The sequence below is a fragment of the Neoroseomonas terrae genome (assembly GCF_018129025.1).
GTDB lineage: Bacteria > Pseudomonadota > Alphaproteobacteria > Acetobacterales > Acetobacteraceae > Neoroseomonas > Neoroseomonas terrae.
In genome coordinates, this window is the sequence record NZ_JAAEDI010000004.1 from 117368 (window position 1) to 139222 (window position 21855).

The window sequence follows — 21855 nt, forward strand, 5'->3', positions numbered from 1 at the left end:
AAGGGTGGGGAGCGTGCCGCCGGCTGTCAAGCGCGGCGGCGTGTCATTCCGCGGCGGCGGGCAGCAGGCTCTCGCCGGGTTTCAATCGCGTGAAAGCGACTGGTTGCCAGTCGAGCGCGACGCGCGTCCCGTCGAGCGTGACGCGGGTGGCGGCGAGCCCGGTGGCATCGTCGTTGGTCTGCGGGAAGTCCTCGCGCCAATGGGCGCCGCGGGATTCCTCGCGCGCTTGCGCGGCGGCGACGATGGCGCGGCTGACGAGGAACTGCGACTTCAGGTTCAGCCAGTCATGCCAGGTGAGGTTGAAGGCGCGGTCGCTGCCATCGACGCCGGCTGCATCCGTCTCGGCTTCCAGCGCGTCGAGGCCCGCGACCGCCGCGGCGAGGCTCGCGGCATCGCGCAGGATGCCGGCCTTGTCCCACATCAGGTCGAGCAGCGCGTCGCGGATGGGCGACAGGTTGCGGGCCGGGCGCACGAAGGGCGCGTGGATGAAAGCTGCCGCTTCATCCAGTGCGGTTGCGTCGGGTTCAGCGAACTCGCCATGGCGCGGCACCCAGGCCGCCATGCTGTCGCCGGCGATGCCGCCGAAGACGGTGGAATTCGCGACGCCATTGCCGCCGAGGCGGTTCGCGCCATGCACGCCGCCGGTGTCCTCGCCGGCCGCGAACAGGCCGGGCAGGTCCGTTGAGCCGTCGGCGGCGAACACTACGCCGCCCATCATGTAATGCGCAGTCGGGACCACGGGCACGCGGCCGCCGGCGAGGTCGAAGCCGTTGTCGGCGCAGCGTTCGACCATGCCCTTGAACTCGCGGGCGACGCGGTCGGGGCCGAGATGCGCCATCTCGATCCACAGCCCGCCTGCATCGTTGACGTTGCCGGCGAGTATCTCCCGCTGCATGGACCGGCTGACGATGTCGCGCGTCGCGCGCTCGTTGCGTGGATCATATTTGTGCATGAAGCGCTGGCCGTCGCCGCCGAGCAGATAGCCACCGGCACCGCGCAGCCCTTCCTCGATGATCGTGCCGGTCATGCGCGTGCCGGGGCCGGCGAGGACGCCGGTCGGGTGGAACTGCACCATCTCCATGTCGCGCAGCGGCAGGCCGGCGCGGAGCGCCATCGCCATGCCGTCGCAGGCCTTGTCGCCGGAGGGAGTATGGTACTTGTACATGGTCGGCCCGCCGCCGGTGCCAAGCAGCACCGCGCGCGCCTGCATGAAGACCAGCCCGCCGCTGCGCATGTCGATCAGCAGCACGCCCGACAAGCGCGACCCGTCCGTGCTGCGGATCAGTGCGACGGCGCGATGTTCCTCCAGCCGGTTGATGCCGCGCGCCCAGACCTGCTCGGCGAGGCGGTTGACGATCTCGATGCCCGTCAGGTCGCCCTTGTGCACCGTGCGGTCGAAGGTCTGACCGGCGAAGGCCTTCTGGTGGATGCTGCCGTCCGGGTTGCGGTCGAAGAAGCAGCCCCAGCGGTTCTCAAGTTCGCGGATGCGGCGCTGCGCACCAACGACGAGCGTCCAGGCGAGATCCTGGTCGTTGAGCCATTTCCCGCCGTCGAGCGTGTCCATGAAGTGTCGCTCGGCGGAATCACCTGCGGCGATGGCAACGTTGTAGCCGCCCTGGACCATGCGGGTGCAGCCGCATTTGCCGAGCAGCCCTTTCACGGCAATCGTCACATCGAGGTCGGGCGCCGCGTCCTTCGCATGCAGCGCGGCGAGAAGCCCGGCACCGCCGGCGCCCAGGATCAGCACATCGGTGCGGCGACGTTCGATCACCGCGGGCAGCGGGGGCTGCTCGGCACGCCGCAGCCACAATCGGCCAGCGTATTGTAGACGATGGCGCCGCCCTGGGTGCCGAGCATGACCGTGGAGACAAACTGACCGAGCGGCGGCGGCATGGCGACAATCATCAGGTAGAGCGGCAGCAGCACCGTCATGCCGCCCCCAGCTTTTCCAGCACGGCCTGGCGGCGGCGCGCGGCCTCGGCATTCACCGTGGCGTAGAGGCTGCCGCCATGCGCATCCATCGCGACCAGCAATGGGCCGAAGCCCTTGATGCGGAACTTGTACAGTGATTCAGGGTTGAGGTCGTCGAGATCGACATCCTCAACCGCTTCGATCCAGGTCGTCTCCAGCGCCGCCGCGCCACCCACCACAGCGAGATAGGCGCCGCCCAGGTCGCGGAAGGCGTCGAGCGATCCCTCCCGCAGCCCGCCCTTGCCGATGATGATCCGCACGCCCTCGCGTTCCATCAGCGGCCGCGTGAAGCGTTCCATGCGGTCGGAGGTCGTGGTGCCGACGCAGACCGCCTCGTATCCCGAATGGTTGGTGCCGGAGCGTTCGACCTTGCGCAGGTTTGGCGCCGTGTGCACCACCGCGTGGCCGTTCAGGTCGAACTTCGTGCGACGCCCGCGGTCGAACATGTGGATCTGGGTGGCGTCGCGGATGCCGAACAGCGTCTCCTCGAGCGTCACCGTATCACCGGCGCGCAATTCGCGGACCTGCGCCTCGGTGATCGGCATGGGCAGGACGTGGTGCGTCACGGCGCCTTCTCCTCCTCGGCGGGCCAGTCCCCGCACGCGGCTGCGGCCAGCGCGCCCCCGGTCAGCCGGTAGAACACCTTGCCCGCCGGCGCGATGCCGAGCTTCCCATAGAAGGCCTGCGCCCGGCCATTGGTTCCGTCGGTGGTCCAATCGACACGGGTGTATTTGTGCTCGGCGGCGAAGCGCATGGCGCCGGTCATCAGGGCCCGGGCGACGCCGGTGCCGCGGTGGGCCTCCGCCACGTAGATGTCCTTCAGCAGCAGGCCCCAGGTGAAGTCGAAGGCGGGGAAGAAGCCCGAGAGCGAGACGAAGCCGGCCGGCAGGTCGTTCTGCCGCGCCACCAGGCAGAAGGGGCCGGCGCGGCCCGCCGGGTCGGTCAGCGCCTCGGCGGCCTGGGCGAGCAGCGGGGCCGCGGTGCGTTCGGCATAGAAGCGGCCCATCTCGGAGAGCAGCGTCATCAGCGCCATGCGGTCGGCCGGGGTGGCCTCGGCGACGGTCACGCCCATCAGAAGCCGATCCGGATGCCGTCGGGCGTGAAGGTCGCGCTCGCGCGACGGGCGGAGTGGCACTGGATGTTCACAGCGACGGGGTTCATCGTGATGTGGGTCGCCGCCGTCTCGACATGCACGGCGAAGGCGGTGGAATCGCCCCCCAGCCCCTGCGGCCCGATACCGAGGGCATTCACCGCATCCGAAAGTTCCTGTTCCAACCGTTCGCCTTCCTTGTCCGCGCAGCGCGACCCGAGCGGGCGCGTCGCCGCGATCTTCGCGAGATGCATGCAGAGATCCGAGGTCCCGCCCACGCCCACGCCGACGATGGTCGGCGGGCAGACCTTCCCGCCGGCCTGGATCACCCGGTCCACCACGAAGCGCTTCACCGCCGCGACGCCATCCGCCGGGATCAGCATCTGCAGGAAGGATCCGTTTTCCGAACCGCTGCCCTTCGGAATCATCTCGATGCGGAGCTCGCGCTCCGCATCGGTGAAGTCGATGTTGATGACGGGCACGCGCTCGCCGCAGGAGGTGTGCTCGTTCTGGCGGGTGATGGGATGCACGACCGAGGAACGCAGCGGATGCTCGCGCGTTGCCCGCGCCGTGCCGGCAGCGATGGCCTGCTTCAGCGCCCAGCCATCCACCTGCACGTTGCGGCCGACGAACACGTTGAAGATCGGGATGCCCGTGTCCTGGCATAGGAGATTATCCATCCGTTCCGCGACACCGATGTTCTCGATCATGGTGGCGAGGATGGTCTTGGCCGTCGCGTCGGTCTCGGAACCGTCCAGGCGCGCGAAGCCGGCCTTGATGTCGTCGGGCAGGATCTTGCAGGCGCGGATGTAGAGCAGCTTCGCCGCTTCCTCGATGGCCTCCGGTTCGACCCGCAGTGGTTCCACACCGGGCTTCGTCATCAGCGTCATGGCGCCGTTCCTCCCTTCCGATCAGATCAGCAGCGAAACTCCAGACACGAACAGCAGCACCAGCAGGACGATGCGGAAGCCCTGCGCCGGCAGTCTGACATAGGCACGCAGGCCGAGCACGGTACCCAACACCAGCGCCGGGACGGCGGCGGCGGTCAGCACAAGGGCGTCGGCCGTGAAGAAACCGCCGAAGGCCAGGCCAACGGCCGTGATGGCTTGCATGAAGACGATGAAGGGCTGCATGAAGGCCCGCGCGCGGTCCTTCGGCCAGCCCTGGATGTCCGCCCACATGGCCGGCAACGCGCCGACGAAGCCGCCGATGCCGCCCAATATGCCGCTCGCGAAGCCGACCGCGGCATCGGCGCCGCGACCGCCGCCGACCTGCGGCGGGGGCAGGCGCAGCGCTATGCGAGCGAGCATGTAGCCCGCATAGACCACCAGCAGGAGCCCGACACCCGCGACGATGGCCGGTGCCGGCCCCTTCGCCAGCACCAGCAGCCCGACCGGCAGGCCGAGCAGCGCGACGCCGAGAAAGAAGCGCAGCCGCGGCCATTCGATGTGCTTCCACAGCGGCGGCAGGGCCATTGACTGCGCCATCAGGCTGCCGAGCACCAGCACCGGCGCCGTGATGGAAGGCGGCACGACATGCAGCAGGATGCCGGCTGCGACAAGGACGAAGGCGAAGCCGGCCATGCCGGCGCAGAAGGCGGCGACGAAACAGGCGCCTGCCACGACACTCGCTTCAAACCACATTGAACAGGAATACCAACCCCACCAGCAGGGCGACGCCAGCCGAGGCCGCCACCATGTCCTTCTGCCGCGCCCGCCAGCCGAGGAATTCCAGCGCGAGCACGCGCAGCCCGCCCGCGAGATGCGCGGCGAGCAGCACGACGAGCACGGTCTCGCCGGCCTTGGCAAGCGGGTTGTCCGTCCAGCGCAGCAGCCCCTCCAGCCGCGCCTCGCCCTGGATGGCGCTGCCGAGGGCCCAGAAATGGACTGGCAGGAACAGCGCGAGCAGCAGGCCCGAGACGCGGTGCACCACGAAGGCGAGGTAGGTGGGGTGGGAGCGCGGCCGGAGATCCATCACGCATAGAGCCCGATCGCGGCGCGGATGCCGAAGACGGCTGTCGCAAGCCCGATCGCGAGCCAGGCGAGATCGGCGGCGCGGCCGCGCAGGCCGATCGTCTCGGCAGCGATGTTGCGCAGGCCGATCGCTCCATGCAGCCCGGCCGCGAGCGCGAATACAACGTAGAAGGCTAGCCAGGCCTCGTTGCCGCGCGTGCGCCCCAGGATTTCTGCCGCCGACAGCCCGCCGCGCACAGCGCCGATGATCATCACGAGATGCACGACGACCGCGATGGCCAGCACCATCGCGGTTACGCGCTGTGCCACCCACAGATGCGTCTGCTGGCGCGCAGCACGCGCCGCGCCTCCTGCTGAAGCCGCGCTCATCGCCGCCCCAGCAGCGTGTCCCAGAACAGCGTCCGCTTCAGCCCGGCGATCGCCAAGGACGGGTCGAGGTTCTTCGGGCAGCGTTCCGTGCAGGATTGCGTCGAGTGGCAGGAATGGCAGCCGGCATCGCCCGCGACCGCGTCCAGCCGGTCCCGCCGCGCACCGTCGCGCACGTCGTTCACCAGCGTCCAGGCGCGGTTCAGCGCGGCGGGACCGAGATAGTCGCCATTCCACGCGACCACGTCGCAGCTTGAATAGCAGACGGCGCAGCCGATGCATTCGATGCCGGCATCGGCCTGGCGGCGCTGCTTCGAGGCCGGCGGCACGATGGCGAAATCATCGGGCACGGCGCCTTCCTCCGCCTCCTTCGGCTGGAAGGTGCCGCGGGCGCGCGACCATTTGTCGAAGAAGGGTGCGAGGTCGGCGACGAGGTCGCGGATCACCGGCAGGTTGCCGAGCGGCCGCAGTTCCAGCGCGCCACCCGCGCCCACCACCTTCCGCACATGCGTCCTGCAGGTCCAGCGCGCGCGACCGTTCACCGTCATGGCGCAGGACCCGCACATGCCGACACGGCAGGCAAAGCGGTAGGCGAGGGAAGGGTCGAGCTCCCGCTGGATGTAGGTCACGACATCGAGCACGGTCTGGTTCTCGCGCGCTGGCACGTCGAAGCGGGCGAAATGCCCCTGCTCGCCGCCGCGCCATACGCTGACCGTCAGGCTGGCCGCTGAGGCCATGCGCTCGTTCCTCCCGTTGCGACGAGACTGACCCTCGCTGGACAGCCTGTCCAGCCCGTGGCGTGCTGCCGAGCCAGACGGGAGGATGACGATGAACGGAACGATGCGCGGCGCGGAGCTGCTGGTGCGTGCCCTGAAGCAGGCAGGCGTCAGCCGCATCTTCAGCCTGTCCGGCAACCACATCATGCCGGTCTATGATGCCCTATTCGGCTCTGGCATCGAGATCATCCATACCAGGCACGAGGCGGCCGCCGTCCATATGGCCGATGCCTGGGCACGGCTGACCGGCGAATGCGGCGTTGTGCTCGTCACCGGCGGGCAGGGGCACACCAATGCCGTCGCTGCCCTGCCGACGGCGCAGGCCGGCGAGGTGCCGGTACTTCTGCTGTCGGGCCATGCGCCGCTCGGCGAGCTCGGGCTTGGCGCGTTCCAGGAACTGGAGCAGGCGCGCATGGCCGAGCCGCTGTGCAAGGCGTCGCTGACGGCGTCCTCGCCGGACACGATTGCGCGCGATGTCGCGCGGGCCATGCACATCGCCCGGTCCGGACGGCCGGGGCCCGTGCATCTGTCGCTGCCGACGGACGTGCTGGAGGCCCCCTCGGCCGCGCCGGACCTGCCGGACGCCGCTGCCTTCGCGCCGCGGTCCATGCCGCTGTCGGCGGAGGCCGCGGCCTCGATCGCCGCCCTCATCGCCGGGGCCGAGCGGCCGGTGATGGTCGTGCCGCCGGCCATGTGCACGCCAGCCGGGCGGCGGGCGACTGCGGCGCTTTCGGCCGCCGCCGCCCTGCCGGTCGTGCCGATGGAAAGTCCGCGGGGCCTCGGCGATCCGTCGCTCGGGGCCTATGCGCAAGCTTTGGCGGAGGCCGATCTTGTCGTGCTGCTCGGCAAGGCGCTGGATTTCACGCTGCGCTTCGGCCGCGCGCCGGCGATCGCGGCCGATGCCCGCTTCGTGGTGGTGGACCCGGACGAGGCGCTGCTGGCGCGCGCCGCGAGCGCGTTGGGTGACCGGATCGCCGTCGCCGCGCTGGCAGGCCCGGCAGAAGCGGTGGCGGCGTTGACGGAGGCCGTCGCGCCGCATCCCGGCCGCACGTGGGTTGAACGCCTGGCCGGGCACCTTGCCTTCCGCCCTGCCGAATGGGCCGCAATGGCCAACGCGCCGGGCGGGCCGATCCATCCCGCGACGCTGTGCCAGGCGCTGCGCCCCTTCCTCGATGCGCCGGATGCCGTGCTGGTCAGCGATGGCGGCGAGATCGGGCAGTGGGCGCAAGCAATCCTCCAGGCGCCGGCACGGCTGATCAACGGCGTGGCTGGGGCGATCGGCCCCTCCATTCCCTTTGCCCTGGCGGCGCGCTCTGCGCGGCCCACCGGCCGCATCCTGGCAGTGCTGGGGGACGGCACCTTCGGCTTCCATATGGCCGAGTTCGATACAGCAGTGCGCCACGGCCTGCCCTTCGTCGCCGTGGTCGGCAACGACGCGCGGTGGAATGCGGAGCACCAGATCCAGCTCCGCACCTACGGCGCGGCGCGGGCGCACGGGTGCGAGCTGGCCCCAGGTACGCGCTACGACCTCGCGGTCTCGGCGCTCGGTGGGCATGGGGAGTTCGTGACGCAGGCCGCTGACATCGCCCCGGCGGTGGAGCGCGCCTTCGCCAGCGGCAAGCCGGCCTGTGTCAATGTCCTCATCGCCGGGCAGGCAGCACCCTCGGTTCGCATGGGATGATCGGGCATGGAATATACTGAATTCAGAAGTAAATAATACTCGACTACGCAGATGGTCGGTCGAAGGACGCAGTATAGGGATTTGATTTTGACTGAGCCTTAATATCGCCACATTGCGTTCTTCTAGCCCTGACTGTCACTGGGGGTGGGCAGAGGTTTGATCTTTCTGTCGGTTTGTGGTCGATGGCGACCATGACGACCGCGAATGCATTGCCGGCCACCCCCAGCCGGCGACATCGAGCGGCCCCCCTGTGCCTCCTGGCGCGGGGCGCCCATCACCTCAGAACCAGGTTGCACCGGCTGCGGAACGCCCGCCGGACCCGCTTGCTGCTTTCCCCGCTCTGGACGACCGCGCTGGTCGGCACGATGGCGATGTCCGCCTGTGCCCAGGCGGAGTTGCCGCCACAGCCGGTCGCCGCGGTCGAACCCGCGGCGACGCCGCGCGAGGACCTCTCGCCGCGCGCCGCCTGCCTCGACGCCGCCCGCGAGGCGGAGCGCGAGCACAACCTGCCCGAGGGGCTGCTGGTCGGAATCGCGCTGAACGAGAGCGGGCTGCACGCCCATGCGCTGAGCATTGGCGGCCGCGCATTCTATCCCGAGAAGAAGGAAGAGGCCCTGCGCCTGATCCGCGCCGCCGGCGGCCGCGCGATGGTCGGCTGCCTGCAGGTGAACTACGCGGTGCATGCGCGCGGCGGGCAGGACTGGCCGCTCGACCCGTATAGGGCCGCGGAATGGGCGGCGAACTACCTGCTCCAGCACTACGAGACCTATGGCGACTGGAGCATGGCGCTGGTCCGCTGGCACGGTGGGACGCCCGGCATGACCACGCGGCTGGTGTGCCGCGTCCGGTCGAAGATCGATGTCGTGGCGCCGGACAGCAGCCTGTTTACGGAACGCTGCCGCGGAACGCAGGCGCAGATGGCGGCGTTCCGGCGGGATGGGCGGGCGCTGCTGGAACTGGCGGAGGCGCAGTAGCGCGAGGCTCAGGGCGGCGGCCGCGATCACGGGGCGGGCGGCTCTGATCCTGCCGCTGTCGTCGTTGGAGGGGCTTTGCCCCTCCAAGCCACCCCAGCAAAGGCCGAAAGGCCTTTGCAAACCTCAATTTGGTGCGCTGCGCCGCTGGCAGAGTTGATGCCGGAACGCGCCCTTGCGCACGAACCGCGCCTGAAACGGGCGGCAAAGCCTGCCGCGCTCGACACCAACAGATTGCGGTCCAGGGGGTCCAACCCCCTGGCGGGGTGGCTCGGAGGGGCGGCGCCCCTCCGATCTCCGCAGCCAGGTCGCCAGAAAGGCCCCTCGGCTCTCGGTCAAGCCGTCACCCGCGCCAGCACACGATCCACGAACGCGCCCGCCGACCCCAGATAGGCCGCCGGATCGGTCATCGCGGCGATCGCCGCCTCGTCCAGCCGGGCGGAGACCCGCGTGTCGCGCATCAGCGCCGCGGTCAGGCCGATCCCCTCGGCGATGGCAAGGTCGCAGGCGTCGTTGACGATGTGGTGGGATTCGCCGCGCCCGAATACCGGGGCAAGGCCCATCATCACCGCCTCCGACACGATCAGCCCGCCGGTGGCATCCAGGTTTCGGCGCATGCGCGCAGGATCGACGACCAGGCCGCCGGCGATGAAGCGCGCCTGGGACAACGCGCCGTGGGCGAGGAGGAAGGCCTGGGGCAGGGCGAGCATCTCGGTCTGCCAGGGGCCGGTGCCCCGTTCGAAATCCTGCGCCATGGAGGCCAGCATCTGCGGCACCAGCGCGTGCACGCCGCGCGCCTGGGACAGCACGTATTCGCAGGCGATCGGATTGCGCTTCTGCGGCATGGTCGAGGAGCCGCCGCGGCCGCGGACATGCGGTTCGGAGACCTCGGCGATCTCCGACTGCATCATCAGCATGACGTCGGTCGCCAGTTTGGAGAGCGAGCCGCAGAGGATGCCGAGCCAGCAGCCGGCTTCGTTGATCCCGTCGCGGGCGACATGCCAGGGGACGTCGGCCTCGGCGAGGTCGAGTTCCTTCGCCAGTTCGCGCGTCACGGCCAGGCCCTTGTCGCCGAGAGATGCCAGCGTGCCGGCGGCGCCCCCGAAGGACAGGCGCAGCGCGCGGCGGCGGATGCGCGGCAGGTCCTCGAGCGAAGCCAGCAGCGGGGCGAGCCAGACCGCGACCTTGTAGCCGAAGGTCACCGGCAGCGCGTGCTGGAGATGCGTGCGCCCCGCCATGACCGTGTCGCGATGCGCCGCCGCCATCGCGGCGAGGGCGGCGACGGTCGCACGGAGATCGGTCTCGACCAGCGCGAGGCCGTCGCGGATCTGGAGCACCAGCGCGGTGTCCATGATGTCCTGCGTGGTCGCACCCCAATGCGTCCAGCGGCCGGCTTCCGGGCCGGCCAGTTCGGAGAGCTGCTTCACCAGGCCCACCACCGGGTACCCGGTGTTGCGCGTGGCGCCGGCCATCGCCGCGAGGTCGAGCTTCGAGGCGTCGGCGGCCTCGGTGATGACCGGCGCGGCCTCGGCCGGGATGATGCCGAGCCGCGCCTGGGCGCGGGCCAGCGCGGCCTCGACATCCAGCATGCGTTGCAGGAAGGCGTGCTCGCCCATGGCGGCGCGCATGGCATCGGTGCCGTAGAGCGCGCCGAGCACGGCGCCGTCGGCGGGGTTCACGGGCATGGTTGGCGCTTCCTCGCTGGTCTTGGTCGGCGCCATGAAACCGCGACGGCGCCGCCGCGCAAGGGGTGCCGGCGCGTCAGCCAGGCGACGGCCGCATCGCGTCAGTAGACGACGACGGAACGGATCGACTTGCCTTCATGCATCAGGTCGAAGGCGGTGTTGATCTCGTCGAGCGGCATGGTGTGGGTGATCAGGCTGTCGATCTCGATCTTACCGTCCATGTACCAGTCCACGATCTTCGGCACGTCGGTGCGGCCGCGCGCGCCGCCGAAAGCCGTGCCGCGCCAGTTGCGCCCCGTGACGAGCTGGAAGGGGCGGGTGCTGATCTCCTGCCCCGACGCCGCGACGCCGATGATGATGGAAGTGCCCCAGCCGCGATGCGTGCATTCCAGCGCCTGGCGCATCACATGCACGTTGCCGATACATTCGAAGGAAAAATCGGCGCCGCCATCCGTCAGGTCCTGGATCGCCTGCACGACCTTGTCCGTGCCGACGACGTTCGGGTTGACGAAATGCGTCATGCCGAACTTGCGCGCCATCTCCTCCCGCGCCGGGTTCAGGTCCACGCCGATGATCCTGTCCGCGCCGACCATGCGCGCCGCCTGCAGGACGTTCAGCCCGATGCCGCCAAGGCCGAACACCGCGACATTGGCGCCGGGCCAGACCTTCGCGGTGTTGATGACTGCCCCGATGCCCGTGGTCACGCCGCAGCCGATGTAGCAGATCTTGTCGAAGGGCGCGTCGTGGCGGACCTTCGCCAGCGCGATCTCCGGCAGGATGGTGAAGTTCGCGAAGGTGCTGCACCCCATGTAGTGGAACACGGTCCCCTGATCGCAGGAGAAGCGGGAGGTGCCGTCGGGCATCACGCCCTTGCCCTGCGTCGCGCGGATGGCGGTGCAGAGGTTGCTCCGCTGCGACAGGCAGGTTTTGCACTGCCGGCATTCCGGCGTGTAGAGCGGGATGACGTGGTCGCCGGGCTTGAGCGTGGTGACGCCGGCGCCGACCTCGCGCACGATGCCCGCACCCTCATGGCCGAGGATGGCGGGGAAAAGCCCCTCGGGGTCGGCGCCCGACAGCGTGTAGGCGTCGGTGTGGCAGATGCCGGTGGCCATCACCTCGACCAGCACCTCGCCTGGCTTCGGGTCGCCGATGTCGATCGTCTCGATGGTCAGCGGGGCTCCGGCTTTCCAAGCGACGGCGGCGCGGGTCTTCATGGCGGGACTCCGTATTGGCGGGCCGCACCTTCGCGTGGCAGGCGGCGGCGCCGCAACCCCCGCCGGGCAGGCCGGCCGCAACCCGTTTGCATCTCGACCCGCCGCCGTCTCATGATGCCGGGAATGAAATGAAGCAGGAGGAGATGACGATGGCCCATCGGATGCGCGTTCCGCTGCTCGGCGCCGGCTTCGCGGCGGCCTTCACGGCAGGGCTCCTCGCCCACCACCTGGTTCCGGCGGCCGGCGCGCAGTCCGGACCGCCGCCGCTGGCGCCGCAGATCATCAACCTGTTCAGCATGACGGATGAGGAGATCGGCAGCCTCGCGCCGAATAGCGATCTGCGCAGCCGGCTGCTCGCCGCGACGCCCGACGGGACGGTGTCCGTGCAGAGCGGCAATGTGCCGCGGCATTACCATGCCGACGCGAACGAGATTCAGCTCATCCTTCAGGGAGAAGGCTCGTTCTGGCTCGGGGACCGCGAGGTGCAGGTGAAGCCCGGCGACCTGATCATCATCCCGCGCGGCACGCCACATGCCGGATCCCGCGCGACGACCGGGCGGTTCCGCGCGTTGGCGATCAAACTGCCGCCGCAGCGGGCCGGTGATACCGTACCGGCGCCGGCACCCTGACCGTCAGCTCAGCAGACGCACCAGCGCGAGCGACAACCAGGGAAAGGCGATGCACAACCCCAGCCGGATGAAATCCGTCGCGAGATAGGGCAGCACGCCGCGATAGATCGCGCCGATCGGCACGTCGCGCGCAAGGCCGCTCACGACGAAGACGTTCAGCCCGATCGGCGGCGCGGTCAGCCCGATGCCGACCACGGTCAGCACGAGGATGCCAAACCAGATCGCCGTCTCCTCCGTCGTCAGGCCGAAGTCCAGCGCGGTGATGACGGGGAAGAACACCGGCAGCGTCAGCAGCATCATCGCGAGCTCGTCCATCACCGCGCCGAGCACGATGTAGACGGCGAGGAAGGCGCAGAGCACGCCGAGCGGCGGGAAGCCCTGCTCCGACACCCAAACGGCGAGCAGGTCCGGTGCCTGGGACAGCGCAAGGAAGGCGTTGAAGACCTCGGCGCCGAGCAGGATCGCGAAGATCATCGCGGTGGTCTCGGCGGTGGCCTTCAGGCTCTCCACCAGCTCGCGCGGGCCGAGGCTGCGGCGGGCGAGGCCGACCAGCAGCGTGGCGGCGCAGCCGACGGCCGCGCTCTCGGTCGGCGTGAAGATGCCGCCATAGATGCCGCCGACCACGGCGACCGCGATCAGCAGCACCGGCACGACGGCGCGCAGCGCGGCGCGGCGGTCGGCGGGCGGCACGCGCGGGCCGGCGGGGCAGAGCGCGGGCCGCCGCCGCACCACCACGGCGATGGTCAGCAGGTAGAGGACGGTGGCGAGCAGCCCCGGCACCAGCGCCGCCATGAACAGCTTGGCGATGTTCTGCTCGGTGCTGATGGCATAGACGACGAGGATCACCGAGGGCGGGATCAGGATGCCGAGCACGCCGCCCACCGCGATCGTCCCGGCCGCGAAGCCCGGCGCGGCGCCGTAGCGGCGCAGTTCCGGCAAAGCGGCCCGCCCGAAGGTCGCGGTGGTCGCGACGGAGGAACCGCACACCGCGCCGAACCCGGCGCAGGCGCCGATCACCGCCATGGCGAGCCCGCCGCGGCGGTGCCCGACCAGCGCATTCGCCGCGGCGAACAGGTCGCGCGCCAGCCCGCCGCGTTCCGCCAGCGCGCCCATCAGGATGAACAGCGGAATGACGGACAGCGTGTAGTTCGCGAACAGGAAGAAGGGCGTCGTCTTCAGATAGGCGAGCAGCCGCGCCGTATCGACGATATAGGCATAGCCCGCGCAACCCACGGCCAGCATGGCGAGCCCGATCGGGCAGCGTAGCACCAGCAGGCCGAGCAGCGCGGCGAAGCCGAGGCCGGCGACGATGAATTCCTCGGCCATGTCAGCCGCGCCCGCGCAGGAGCCATCCGGTCCAGTGCAGCGCGACGAGGCCCGTCGCCGCAAAGCAGGCCGCGCCGATCCCGATCGCCCACCAGATCGGGATGCCGAGCATGCCCATGGTGACGGAACCGTTGCCGAAAGCCTCCATCGCGCCGACCGCCATGCGTTCGGCGAGCACCAGCGCCACCACGCCCCACACCAGGTTCCAGAAGGCGTCGATCGCGGCGTTGGCGCGCCGCGGCAGGCGGGTGGTGAAGCTGTCGACGAAGATGTTGGCGCGCATCAGCGTGCCATAGGCGAGGAAGCCGAGCACGGCGAGCCCGCCGCCGACCTGCACCATCTCCACGTCGCCGGTGATGGGCGTGCCGAGCAGCCAGCGCATCAGCACCGAGGCGGTGACCATCGCCGCGACCGCGAGCAGCACCAGACCCGCCGCCACGGCGAGGACGCCGGCGAGGCGCGAGACGGGGCCCGGCGGCGGCGTCAGGACACGCCCTGGCCGAGCCGGGTGACCATTCCCTTCGTCTCCTCGACCAGCGCGGCGCCGTCGATGCTGCGTTCGCGCATCTGGGCGACCCAGGCGGTGGTCACGGGGGCCGTGGCCTCGATCCAGCGGGCCTTCTCGGCCTCGCTGATCTCGGTGATGGAATTGCCACGGCGGCGGGCGGTCTCCTCGACCTTCGGGCCTTCCTCGTCCCACACCCTGGCGGCCATCACCGCGGCCACCTCGCCCGAATTGGCGTCGAGCACGCGCTTCAGGTCGTCGGGCAACGACTGATACCGCGCCGGGTTCATCGCGAGGATCATGGACGCCGAGTAGAAGGTCGGGCTGCCCGGGATGCCGACGTGGTAGCGCGCCATCTCCTGCAGGCGGATCGAGGGCACGACCTCCCACGGCACGACGGCGCCATCGATGACGCCCTGCGACATCGCCTCGGGCACCTGCGGCACCGGCATCCCGATCGGGGTCGCGCCGAGCGCCTTCAGGCCTTCGCCGGCCTGGCGCGTGGGGAAGCGCAGCTTGAGGCCGCGCAGATCCTCCATCGTCTTCACCTCGCGCTTGGCGTGGATCAGCCCACCATCATGCGCCCAGGCGGTGACGACGTGCGTTTCGGCGAATTCGGTGGTGCGCATGTGGCGGTCGAACAGCGCCCAGGTCACGCGCGCATTCACGCTGGCCCGGCGATGGGCGATGAAGGGCAGCTCGATGACCTCGATGCGCGGGAAGCGGCCGGGGGTATAGCCGGGCAGGGTCCAGACGAGGTCGGCCACACCGTCCTTCGCCTGGTCGTACAACTGCGGCGGCGCCCCGCCGAGCTGCATCGAGGGGAAGATCTGGATGCGCAGGCGGCCGCCCGATTCCTCCCGCACCTTGTTGGTCCAGGGCACCAGGAAGTGGCGGTGGACGTTGGACACGGCGGGCAGGAAGTGGTGCAGCCGCAGCGTGACCTCCTGCGCCGCGGCGCGGCGGGAGGCGAGCATGGCGGGTGCGGCGAGCGCCGCCCCCGTGAGCAGCCGGCGTCGGTCAAGCATCTGGTCGTCTCCCGTCAGCCCGCCGGAATCGCCCCCGGCTTCGGCGGCACATTCGGTCGAAACCGGCGGCACTTTCAAGCTGCGCCGAGCGCCTCTCGCAGCGCGCGCGCCTTCTGCTGCACGGCGGCGGGCGTGTCGCCCGGGCGGTAGAGCGAGGAGCCGACGCCGACGCCGGCCGCTCCCGCCGTCTTCCAGGCGGCGACGTTCTCCGCCCCGATGCCGCCGACCGGCAGCACCGCCGTGCCCGTCGGCAGCACGGCGAGCAGGGCACGGAGCACGGCGGGGCTCGCCGCCTCGGCCGGGAACAGCTTCAGCGCATCGGCCCCGGCGGCGAGCAGGGCGAAGGCTTCGCCCGGCGTGAAGAAGCCGGGGCAGGCGATCAGCCCGCGGGCGCGCGCCGCCAGCACCAGCGGCGGGCTGCAATGCGGCGTGACCATCAGCTTCGCCCCGGCGCGGACGACGGCGGCGACCTCGTCCTCGGTCGTGACGGTCCCGGCGCCGACCAGCGCGCGGTCGCCGAAGGCGGCGTGCAGCCGGCGGATGCTCTCGAGCGCATTGGGCGAGTTGAGCGGCACTTCCAGGATGCCGAGCCCCTCGGCGAGCAGGGCGGTACCGATCGCCTCCACCTCCTCCGGCCGGATGCCGCGCAGGATGGCGACGATCGGGCAGGCGTCGAGCCAGGGGGCCATGCTCATGGCAGGTGCTCCGCCACGCGCCACAGCCCGCGGGCGGCCGCATCCGGCTCGGCGAGGCGGTGCGGGACGCCGAAGATGTCGAGCGCTGCGGCATAGCGCGCGGCCAGGTGGTCCGCGCCGATCAGCAGCACCGGCGGGGCGACGCCGTCCTCCAGCGCAGCGGCGACCTCATGGCCGATCAGCAAACCGGACAGGGTGGAGGCGGCTTCGTCCTCCTGCATCTCGTCGAACAGGGCGGCGGCGCGCAGGCCGAACAGATGGTGCAGCAGCCCGCCACCCTGGCGCGCGCGCGCGAGGCCGCGGGCGAAGCCGCCGGCATGGTGCGGGGCTGCGGTGTCCATCATCCGGGCCAGGATGGTGTGCGACGACAGCACGGCGAAGGCCTCTCCGGTGAAATGGGTGGTGAACCCCAGCACGCTGCCATCCTTCACCCGTGCCCATTTGGAGTGGCTGCCGGGCAGGCAGACGGTCATCTCGGCACCGTCGCGGGCGGCGCCCAGGATCTGGGTTTCCTCGCCCCGCATGACCTCGGGCACGCCATGCCTGTCGCGGCAGGTCAGGCCGGGCAGCACCTGCACCGTCGCGCCATCGAAGGGGATGGGGATCGCGGCGCCGGCCAGGCCGTCGAGACCGGCGGGGCAGGGGAGGTAGGGCGCCTCGCGCCAGCCCTGGCGGCTGCCGACCATGCCGCACATCAGCACGCGATCCTCGCCATCGGCGATCCAGTCCCCGACCACGGCGCGCAGGGTACCGGGAAAGCCGTCGGGCGGGACGGTCAGGATGCCGCGGGGCGTGTAGCGATGTGCGGCCACCTTGCCATCACGCGCGAAACGATAGGCACGCAGGCTCGACGTGCCCCAGTCGATACCGATCATTCAACCCTCTCGCAGGTCTGCGCGTCGCATGCCAAAGACTTCGCGGTGGTGCAATGAATACGTCGTACTCTACTGCATCACCGCAAAAGGGTTCATTCCTCGGCATGGTCGTGTTCGCGGCACGGAGGCTGAGCCGGCACGCTCAGGCGATCCGGGCCAGCGGGCCGAGGGTGGGAACCTTAGATGGATCGACGCCGGCAAGGCGCAGCGCGCCCCACAAAGCGATCGCGACCGAATCGAGCACCGGGACGTCCGGCACGGCAATCGCGGCGTCCAGCCCGCGGAAGTTGGTGCAGTGGACGGCGATGGCGTCGCAGCCTTCCGCCGCGACCTCCCGCACCAGCCGCGTCACCAGCGCCGGGGCGTGCCCGGCGAAGGAGAAGTTGCCGGGGTCTTCGAGGTGCCGCTCCGCGGCCGGCTCGAAGCCCTCGGCGCGCAGATTGGCGAGGATCGCCGTCTGCACGGTGCCGAGGTAGGGCGTGACCAGGCCGATGCGCCGCGCCCCGAGCAAACGCAGCGCCTCGTGCAGCGCGAGGGTCGCGGTGGTGCACGGTATGCCGGTCGCTGTCGTGACCGCGGCACATACCGCGCGGTCGGCATCGAGCCCGAGCCAGGCGCCGGAGGTGCCGTTCCAGCACAGCGCATGGACCTTGGCGTCCGCCAGCATCTCCGCGGCTGCGACCATCGGCGCGGCGTCGAACTGGCCGGTCGAGCCGCCCTCCAGGCTGATCGACAGCACCCGAAGGCGCTGGAAATGCGCGGTGATATGCGGCGTGCCGGCGAGCAGCGAGGCTGTCGCCGGCTCCAGCACCGTGTTCGAGGACGGGGTCAGCATCCCCAGCCGGATCGCGCCGGCCATCAGCCGCCCGCCGCCAGGCGCGGGTCGTTCTGCCCGCGCGTCGCCCAGCCGGTCGTGCGGTCCTCGATGGTCACCGCCACCCAGTACATCAGCACCCCCATGATGCCCGTCACGATCAGCCCCGCGAAGACGAGGGGCACGTCGAAGCGGGATGACGCGACCAGCATCAGATGCCCGATGCCTTCATTCGCCGCGACCGTCTCGCTGATGATCGAACCGACGAAGGCCACCGTGATCGCGACCTTCAGCGAGGCGAAGAAATACGGCATCGCCCGCGGCAGGCCAACCTTGGTGACGATATCGACCGGCCGGGCGCCGAGGGCACGCAGCACGTCGCGCAGTTCCGGTTCCACGGTGGCGATGCCGGTCGCGACATTCACCACGATGGGAAAGAAGGAGATCAGGAAGGCGGTCAGCGCCGCCGGCCAGAAGCCTGCGCCGAACCAGATCACCAGGATCGGCACCACCGCGACCTTCGGCACCGAGTTGAAGGCGATCAGCAGCGGATACAGCCCGCGATAGACCAGCACCGAGGACCCGATCGCCACCCCCAGCAGCAGGCCGAACACCACGGCCATGGCGAAGCCGACGAAAGTGGTCAGCAGCGTGGCCCAGGAATTCGTCAGCAGCGGTTGCCACCACTTGATCATGCTCTCGGCGATGGCGGATGGCGCCGGCAGGATGAAGGGCTCGATGCCGAACAGGCGGACGGCGGCTTCCCACAGGAGGAACATCCAGGCAGTCACCAGCCAGGGAAGCGCGGCCTCCAGCCGGCGGCGGCGCCGCGCGGCGGCGGCGAGCGCCTGGGCGGAACGGGCGGCCTTACCGCGCATCGGCGGTCTCCCCCTTGCGGGCCTCGGCGATGCGGTCGCGGAGCTCGTGGACGATGGCCTGGAACTCCGCCTCATAGGTCTGGTCCAGCCGGCGTGGGCGAGGGTAGGGGACCCGGCGCTCGGCGATGATGCGCCCCGGGCGGGCCGACATGATCAGCACGCGGTCGGCCAGGTAGACGGCTTCCTTCAGGTCGTGCGTCACCAGGATCACCGTGGGTTTCTTCGCCATCCACACCGACTGCAGGACATCCCACAGATCCTCGCGCGTGAAGACGTCGAGCGCGCCGAAGGGTTCGTCCAGCATGAGCAGCCGCGGGTCATGCACCAGAGCGCGGCACAGAGAGGCGCGCTGCTGCATCCCGCCCGACAGTTGCCAGGGATAGCGGTCCTCGAAGCCTTCGAGGCCGACCATCTTCAGCAGGTCCCGCGCCTTGCGCTCATACTGGGCGCGCTGGGCGCGAAGCTGGCCGCGATGCGGGCGCACCACCTCCAGCGGCAGCATCACGTTGGGCAGGATGCGGCGCCAGGGCAGCAAAGTCGGGTTCTGGAAGGCCATGCCGGCGATGGAGAGCGGGCCGGTGACCTCCCGTCCATTCACGACGACTGTGCCCTCGGTCGGCGGCCACAGGCCGGTGACGAGGCGCATCAGCGTGGACTTGCCGCAGCCCGAGGGGCCGACCACGGCGACGAATTCCCCTTCGCCCACGGCCAGCGAGGCATCGCGCAGAGCGAGAGTCCCCTCGACGCCGCCATAGCGCATTGAGACGCGGTCGATGTGGACGAAGGGTTCGGTCATGATGCGTTGGCGGTCCCGGTGTGATCGAAGGGGGCTTTGCCCCCTTCGAGCTTCCCCCACCAAAGGCCGAAGGGCCTTTGGAAACCAATACCTGGCGCCCGGCGGAGCGGTTGCTTGCCCCGGCGGTGTTCGCATCGCGCCCGGTGCGTCGGATTCGATTTGGAACGCTGGGCGCAATCTTCAGGCACAACCACTGTGCCCGGCACCAGAAGGAGGTTTCCAACGGCCTTTCGGCCTTTGGTGGGATGAGGTTCGGAGAGGGGCAAAGCCCCTCTCTGAGAGGTCCCCCTCAGATCCGCCGATCCGCCGCCGGCGGCAGGAAGTCCGGCGTGTAGATCTGCGCGCCCTGCAGCCGCGGGGTCAGCCCGTAGGCCTCCTCCACCTGCTGGATGCCCGTCTGGAGCCGCGCGGGGTCGACCGAGGACAGGCCGTTCGCGCGGACGTTGTCGCTCATCACCACCCGCTCGACGTTCAGCTCGTTGCGCTCGCGCTCCAGCGCGACGTCGGTCAGCGGTTCGACGCGCTTCAGGATGTCGAGCATCTCCTGCTGGTTCCGCATCGTCTCGATGAAGGCCTTGATGAGCGCGGCATTCACGGCACGCAGGGCATCGGGGCTCGATTCCATGAAGCGCCGCGTGGTGAGCAGCGCACCGCCGTACAGGTTCAGCCCGTGGTCGTAATACATCATGATGCGCTGCTGGTTGAGGCCGAGGCCGATGCCCTTCAGCGCCAGCGCCGAGGTGGTGACGAAGCCCGTCACGCCATCCGCCTCGCGCCGCACCAGCATCGGCTCCCGCAGGGCCGGCGTGACCGAGAGGAAGGTGACCTTAGACGCGTCGATCCCGGCCGTCTTGGCGAAGGCGGGAAACAGCTGCCGCCCGGCGTCGAACTCTGGCGCCGCGAGCCGCTTGCCTTCGAGATCCTTCGGCGTGCGGATCGGCCCGTCGGCGCGCACGATGGCGCAGAGCGGGCTGCGGTCGTGCAGCATTGCGAAGGCGACGATGCCGCGGTCCGGGTTCTCGGCCATGAAACGGATCGCCGGGTTGATGTCGGCATAGCCGATGTCGTAGGCGCCGCCGGCCAGCGCGACGGGCACGTTGCCCGAGCCCTGACCGCGATCGACGGTGACGTCGAGGCCCGCGGCGCGGAAGTATCCCTTCTCCCGCGCGACCAGGGCGAAGGCGTTGGGCGACTGGTAGGCCCAGTCCAGGATCATGCGCACCCGCGTCGCCTGGGCGCGGGCCAGGCGGGGGGCGGCCAGCAGGCTGCCGGCGGCGAGCAGCGCGGCGCGTCGGTTGAGGCCAGGGACCATGTCTGAGTCTCCTCTGTCGCGGCGGCTGCCGGCGGGGGTCGCTCTCTGCGGCATCCGATGGCCGGACGGCAAGACGCCCGAAGCGGTTCCGTCACGGTTTTCGGGTCGGGTGCGGCGCTTATGCCCGGGAAGCCGGCATCCGCTGGCGCTATATCGGACCGCTGCAACCACCGCGAGGTATGACGATGTTCGAGGTGCTGCCGGAATCCGGCCCCGATCTGTTGGCCATCCGGGTGCGGGGAAGGCTGAGCCGGGAGGACTACGCGCGGCTCAACCCGTGGCTCGATGAGGAACTCGTGCGCAACCCGCGGCCCGCCATGCTGGTGGACATGCGCGGCTTCGAGGGGTTCGAGGGGCCCGGGGCGCTGCTCGATGACATGCGCTCGGGCGTGCGGCACTGGAACGACCTCGGCCGCATGGCGCTGCTCGGCGACCATCCCTGGGTGGCGTGGATGGTGTCGCTGGTCGCGCCGCTGATGCGGGCCGAGATCCGCTATTTTGGACCGGACCAGCAGGAGGCGGCCTGGGCCTGGGCGCGGCAGGTCAGGGCGGCACCATGAAGGCCGAGGCGGCACAGGCTCGCCCGAGCAGGGAGCGCATCGCCGGGTTGGCGTGACCTTCATGGGCGGTCAGCGCATCCATCGGGCAGAAATACTCGTGGGGATGCGGCACCTGATGCCGGGCGAAGCCGTCATAGTGGTCCCGTTGGAGGCCATAGAGCACGCGCAGGTCACGCACCGGCAGGCTGAAGCCGGCAACGGGTTCGGCTTTCAGGAACGGAATGATCCGCCAGCGTGGCGTGGGGTCGTTGGCCTGCAGCGGCGCGAGCAGCCAGGGCAGCGGACAGTGCGCGAGCAGGGAGACGGTCGACGGCGCGAAGCGTGAGCGCTTGTCGAGCAGGTTCTGGAAGGTCGAACAGGCCTCGATGCAAAGGATGTCGGCATAGGGGTCCGCCGGCGTGCCGCCGAAATGCAGCCAGAGCCCGTCGGGAATGGTCCGCATTCGATCCGATCCGGGGATCTTCAGATAAGGCTGGGCGACCGGTTCGCCGTCGCAGGGTCGGCCGCGGAGCCAGGCACCCTGGGCGCCGATGGTGCCAGGCGGATGCTGGGGCCAGGTCTTCAGCCGGTCCCGGACAACGTTGTCGAGCCGGCGGGGACGGCGCAGCAGGGTCTGTACTTCGCTCACAGCAGGAATGTTCGCCCCGTTTATCAACTTAAAGGCGAGTTAATAGCAATCACAGGAAGTGAAACAAGACAAAATATCAACC

At 70.0% G+C, this 21855-nt stretch carries 25 protein-coding genes; 4 read left to right on the plus strand and 21 right to left on the minus strand.

Annotated elements, in window-relative coordinates:
• Nucleotides 1-43 precede the first annotated feature (43 nt).
• The 9 genes from GXW78_RS04445 to GXW78_RS04480 are packed head-to-tail and all read right to left on the minus strand — an operon-like array spanning nt 44 to nt 6137.
• Nucleotides 44-1771 (minus strand): L-aspartate oxidase, encoded by a 1728-nt coding sequence (locus GXW78_RS04445; protein ID WP_338147684.1) that lies wholly within the window; start codon nt 1769-1771, stop codon nt 44-46.
• Nucleotides 1768-1932 (minus strand): hypothetical protein, encoded by a 165-nt coding sequence (locus GXW78_RS27810; RefSeq protein WP_246521864.1) that lies wholly within the window; start codon nt 1930-1932, stop codon nt 1768-1770. Before GXW78_RS27810 ends, GXW78_RS04445 begins: the two co-directional genes overlap by 4 nt.
• Entirely contained in the window at nt 1929-2537 is a 609-nt protein-coding gene (locus tag GXW78_RS04450; protein ID WP_211866400.1) for a fumarate hydratase C-terminal domain-containing protein, read from the minus strand. Before GXW78_RS04450 ends, GXW78_RS27810 begins: the two co-directional genes overlap by 4 nt.
• Nucleotides 2534-3043 (minus strand): GNAT family N-acetyltransferase, encoded by a 510-nt coding sequence (locus tag GXW78_RS04455; protein WP_211866402.1) that lies wholly within the window; start codon nt 3041-3043, stop codon nt 2534-2536. The genes GXW78_RS04450 and GXW78_RS04455 overlap by 4 nt, the downstream gene beginning before the upstream one ends.
• Entirely contained in the window at nt 3043-3951 is a 909-nt protein-coding gene (locus tag GXW78_RS04460) for a fumarate hydratase (RefSeq protein ID WP_246521865.1), read from the minus strand. The genes GXW78_RS04455 and GXW78_RS04460 overlap by 1 nt, the downstream gene beginning before the upstream one ends.
• Nucleotides 3952-3972: 21 nt before the next feature.
• On the minus strand, nt 3973-4683 hold the full coding sequence (locus GXW78_RS04465) for a sulfite exporter TauE/SafE family protein (protein ID WP_211866404.1): 711 nt from the start codon (nt 4681-4683) through the stop codon (nt 3973-3975).
• Between the two features lie 10 nt (nt 4684-4693).
• On the minus strand, nt 4694-5035 hold the full coding sequence (gene sdhC, locus GXW78_RS04470; RefSeq protein WP_211866405.1) for a succinate dehydrogenase, cytochrome b556 subunit: 342 nt from the start codon (nt 5033-5035) through the stop codon (nt 4694-4696).
• A complete protein-coding gene (locus tag GXW78_RS04475) occupies nt 5035-5403 on the minus strand; it encodes a succinate dehydrogenase (RefSeq protein ID WP_211866407.1) in 369 nt (122 codons plus the stop codon). Before GXW78_RS04475 ends, sdhC begins: the two co-directional genes overlap by 1 nt.
• The gene (locus GXW78_RS04480) at nt 5400-6137 is read right to left on the minus strand and encodes a succinate dehydrogenase/fumarate reductase iron-sulfur subunit (protein ID WP_211866409.1); all 738 of its coding nucleotides are present in this window, start codon (nt 6135-6137) and stop codon (nt 5400-5402) included. The genes GXW78_RS04475 and GXW78_RS04480 overlap by 4 nt, the downstream gene beginning before the upstream one ends.
• A 91-nt stretch (nt 6138-6228) precedes the next feature.
• Here GXW78_RS04480 and GXW78_RS04485 point away from each other — a divergent pair, with 91 nt between their 5' ends.
• Together GXW78_RS04485 and GXW78_RS04490 are read left to right on the plus strand one after the other, a co-directional pair.
• On the plus strand, nt 6229-7857 hold the full coding sequence (locus tag GXW78_RS04485) for a thiamine pyrophosphate-binding protein (protein ID WP_211866411.1): 1629 nt from the start codon (nt 6229-6231) through the stop codon (nt 7855-7857).
• A gap of 323 nt (nt 7858-8180) precedes the next feature.
• Complete coding sequence (locus GXW78_RS04490) at nt 8181-8831, plus strand: transglycosylase SLT domain-containing protein (protein ID WP_246521866.1); 651 nt, start codon at nt 8181-8183, stop codon at nt 8829-8831.
• A gap of 332 nt (nt 8832-9163) precedes the next feature.
• Here GXW78_RS04490 and pcaB read toward each other — a convergent pair whose 3' ends face one another.
• On the minus strand, nt 9164-10549 hold the full coding sequence (pcaB, locus tag GXW78_RS04495) for a 3-carboxy-cis,cis-muconate cycloisomerase (RefSeq protein ID WP_246521867.1): 1386 nt from the start codon (nt 10547-10549) through the stop codon (nt 9164-9166).
• A 65-nt stretch (nt 10550-10614) separates the two neighbouring features.
• The gene (locus tag GXW78_RS04500; RefSeq protein WP_211866413.1) at nt 10615-11727 is read right to left on the minus strand and encodes an S-(hydroxymethyl)glutathione dehydrogenase/class III alcohol dehydrogenase; all 1113 of its coding nucleotides are present in this window, start codon (nt 11725-11727) and stop codon (nt 10615-10617) included.
• A gap of 149 nt (nt 11728-11876) precedes the next feature.
• Here GXW78_RS04500 and GXW78_RS04505 point away from each other — a divergent pair, with 149 nt between their 5' ends.
• Nucleotides 11877-12356, plus strand: a complete 480-nt coding sequence (locus GXW78_RS04505; RefSeq protein ID WP_246521868.1) for a cupin domain-containing protein — start codon at nt 11877-11879, stop codon at nt 12354-12356.
• A gap of 3 nt (nt 12357-12359) precedes the next feature.
• On the opposite strand, the gene GXW78_RS04510 is transcribed toward GXW78_RS04505, so the two are convergent.
• The 9 genes from GXW78_RS04510 to GXW78_RS04550 all read right to left on the minus strand — a co-directional run bounded on the left by GXW78_RS04510 (nt 12360) and on the right by GXW78_RS04550 (nt 20585).
• Nucleotides 12360-13682: a TRAP transporter large permease gene (locus tag GXW78_RS04510; RefSeq protein WP_211866415.1), complete on the minus strand. Its 1323-nt coding sequence runs from the start codon at nt 13680-13682 to the stop codon at nt 12360-12362.
• A gap of 1 nt (nt 13683) precedes the next feature.
• A complete protein-coding gene (locus GXW78_RS04515) occupies nt 13684-14121 on the minus strand; it encodes a TRAP transporter small permease (protein ID WP_338147685.1) in 438 nt (145 codons plus the stop codon).
• A 44-nt stretch (nt 14122-14165) separates the two neighbouring features.
• On the minus strand, nt 14166-15215 hold the full coding sequence (locus tag GXW78_RS04520; RefSeq protein ID WP_211866417.1) for a TRAP transporter substrate-binding protein: 1050 nt from the start codon (nt 15213-15215) through the stop codon (nt 14166-14168).
• Between the two features lie 74 nt (nt 15216-15289).
• A complete protein-coding gene (locus GXW78_RS04525) occupies nt 15290-15910 on the minus strand; it encodes a 2-dehydro-3-deoxy-6-phosphogalactonate aldolase (RefSeq protein ID WP_211866419.1) in 621 nt (206 codons plus the stop codon).
• Nucleotides 15907-16785 (minus strand): 2-dehydro-3-deoxygalactonokinase, encoded by an 879-nt coding sequence (locus GXW78_RS04530; protein WP_211866421.1) that lies wholly within the window; start codon nt 16783-16785, stop codon nt 15907-15909. Before GXW78_RS04530 ends, GXW78_RS04525 begins: the two co-directional genes overlap by 4 nt.
• A gap of 142 nt (nt 16786-16927) precedes the next feature.
• Nucleotides 16928-17644 (minus strand): maleate cis-trans isomerase family protein, encoded by a 717-nt coding sequence (locus GXW78_RS04535; protein WP_211866423.1) that lies wholly within the window; start codon nt 17642-17644, stop codon nt 16928-16930.
• Nucleotides 17644-18477 (minus strand): ABC transporter permease, encoded by an 834-nt coding sequence (locus tag GXW78_RS04540; protein WP_211866425.1) that lies wholly within the window; start codon nt 18475-18477, stop codon nt 17644-17646. The genes GXW78_RS04535 and GXW78_RS04540 overlap by 1 nt, the downstream gene beginning before the upstream one ends.
• Nucleotides 18467-19273, minus strand: a complete 807-nt coding sequence (locus GXW78_RS04545; RefSeq protein WP_211866427.1) for an ABC transporter ATP-binding protein — start codon at nt 19271-19273, stop codon at nt 18467-18469. The genes GXW78_RS04540 and GXW78_RS04545 overlap by 11 nt, the downstream gene beginning before the upstream one ends.
• A 289-nt stretch (nt 19274-19562) precedes the next feature.
• On the minus strand, nt 19563-20585 hold the full coding sequence (locus GXW78_RS04550) for an ABC transporter substrate-binding protein (RefSeq protein WP_211866429.1): 1023 nt from the start codon (nt 20583-20585) through the stop codon (nt 19563-19565).
• 179 nt (nt 20586-20764) lie between these two features.
• On the opposite strand from GXW78_RS04550, the gene GXW78_RS04555 reads away from it, so the two are divergent.
• The gene (locus GXW78_RS04555; protein WP_211866431.1) at nt 20765-21145 is read left to right on the plus strand and encodes a SpoIIAA family protein; all 381 of its coding nucleotides are present in this window, start codon (nt 20765-20767) and stop codon (nt 21143-21145) included.
• Here the strand turns inward: GXW78_RS04555 and GXW78_RS04560 are convergent.
• Nucleotides 21129-21773 (minus strand): hypothetical protein, encoded by a 645-nt coding sequence (locus tag GXW78_RS04560; protein WP_338147686.1) that lies wholly within the window; start codon nt 21771-21773, stop codon nt 21129-21131. The two genes, GXW78_RS04555 and GXW78_RS04560, sit on opposite strands and share 17 nt — an antisense overlap.
• Nucleotides 21774-21855 lie beyond the last annotated feature (82 nt).

Coding starts and splice junctions, on each gene's coding strand:
- GXW78_RS27810 (WP_246521864.1), bottom strand. CDS start 1,932: ATGACGGTGCTGCTGCCGCTCTACCTGATGATTGTCGCCATGCCGCCG.
- GXW78_RS04455 (WP_211866402.1), bottom strand. CDS start 3,043: ATGGGCGTGACCGTCGCCGAGGCCACCCCGGCCGACCGCATGGCGCTG.
- GXW78_RS04460 (WP_246521865.1), bottom strand. CDS start 3,951: ATGACGCTGATGACGAAGCCCGGTGTGGAACCACTGCGGGTCGAACCG.
- sdhC (WP_211866405.1), bottom strand. CDS start 5,035: ATGGATCTCCGGCCGCGCTCCCACCCCACCTACCTCGCCTTCGTGGTG.
- GXW78_RS04475 (WP_211866407.1), bottom strand. CDS start 5,403: ATGAGCGCGGCTTCAGCAGGAGGCGCGGCGCGTGCTGCGCGCCAGCAG.
- GXW78_RS04480 (WP_211866409.1), bottom strand. CDS start 6,137: ATGGCCTCAGCGGCCAGCCTGACGGTCAGCGTATGGCGCGGCGGCGAG.
- GXW78_RS04485 (WP_211866411.1), top strand. CDS start 6,229: ATGAACGGAACGATGCGCGGCGCGGAGCTGCTGGTGCGTGCCCTGAAG.
- pcaB (WP_246521867.1), bottom strand. CDS start 10,549: ATGGCGCCGACCAAGACCAGCGAGGAAGCGCCAACCATGCCCGTGAAC.
- GXW78_RS04500 (WP_211866413.1), bottom strand. CDS start 11,727: ATGAAGACCCGCGCCGCCGTCGCTTGGAAAGCCGGAGCCCCGCTGACC.
- GXW78_RS04505 (WP_246521868.1), top strand. CDS start 11,877: ATGGCCCATCGGATGCGCGTTCCGCTGCTCGGCGCCGGCTTCGCGGCG.
- GXW78_RS04510 (WP_211866415.1), bottom strand. CDS start 13,682: ATGGCCGAGGAATTCATCGTCGCCGGCCTCGGCTTCGCCGCGCTGCTC.
- GXW78_RS04520 (WP_211866417.1), bottom strand. CDS start 15,215: ATGCTTGACCGACGCCGGCTGCTCACGGGGGCGGCGCTCGCCGCACCC.
- GXW78_RS04525 (WP_211866419.1), bottom strand. CDS start 15,910: ATGAGCATGGCCCCCTGGCTCGACGCCTGCCCGATCGTCGCCATCCTG.
- GXW78_RS04530 (WP_211866421.1), bottom strand. CDS start 16,785: ATGATCGGTATCGACTGGGGCACGTCGAGCCTGCGTGCCTATCGTTTC.
- GXW78_RS04535 (WP_211866423.1), bottom strand. CDS start 17,644: ATGGCCGGCGCGATCCGGCTGGGGATGCTGACCCCGTCCTCGAACACG.
- GXW78_RS04540 (WP_211866425.1), bottom strand. CDS start 18,477: ATGCGCGGTAAGGCCGCCCGTTCCGCCCAGGCGCTCGCCGCCGCCGCG.
- GXW78_RS04545 (WP_211866427.1), bottom strand. CDS start 19,273: ATGACCGAACCCTTCGTCCACATCGACCGCGTCTCAATGCGCTATGGC.
- GXW78_RS04550 (WP_211866429.1), bottom strand. CDS start 20,585: ATGGTCCCTGGCCTCAACCGACGCGCCGCGCTGCTCGCCGCCGGCAGC.
- GXW78_RS04555 (WP_211866431.1), top strand. CDS start 20,765: ATGACGATGTTCGAGGTGCTGCCGGAATCCGGCCCCGATCTGTTGGCC.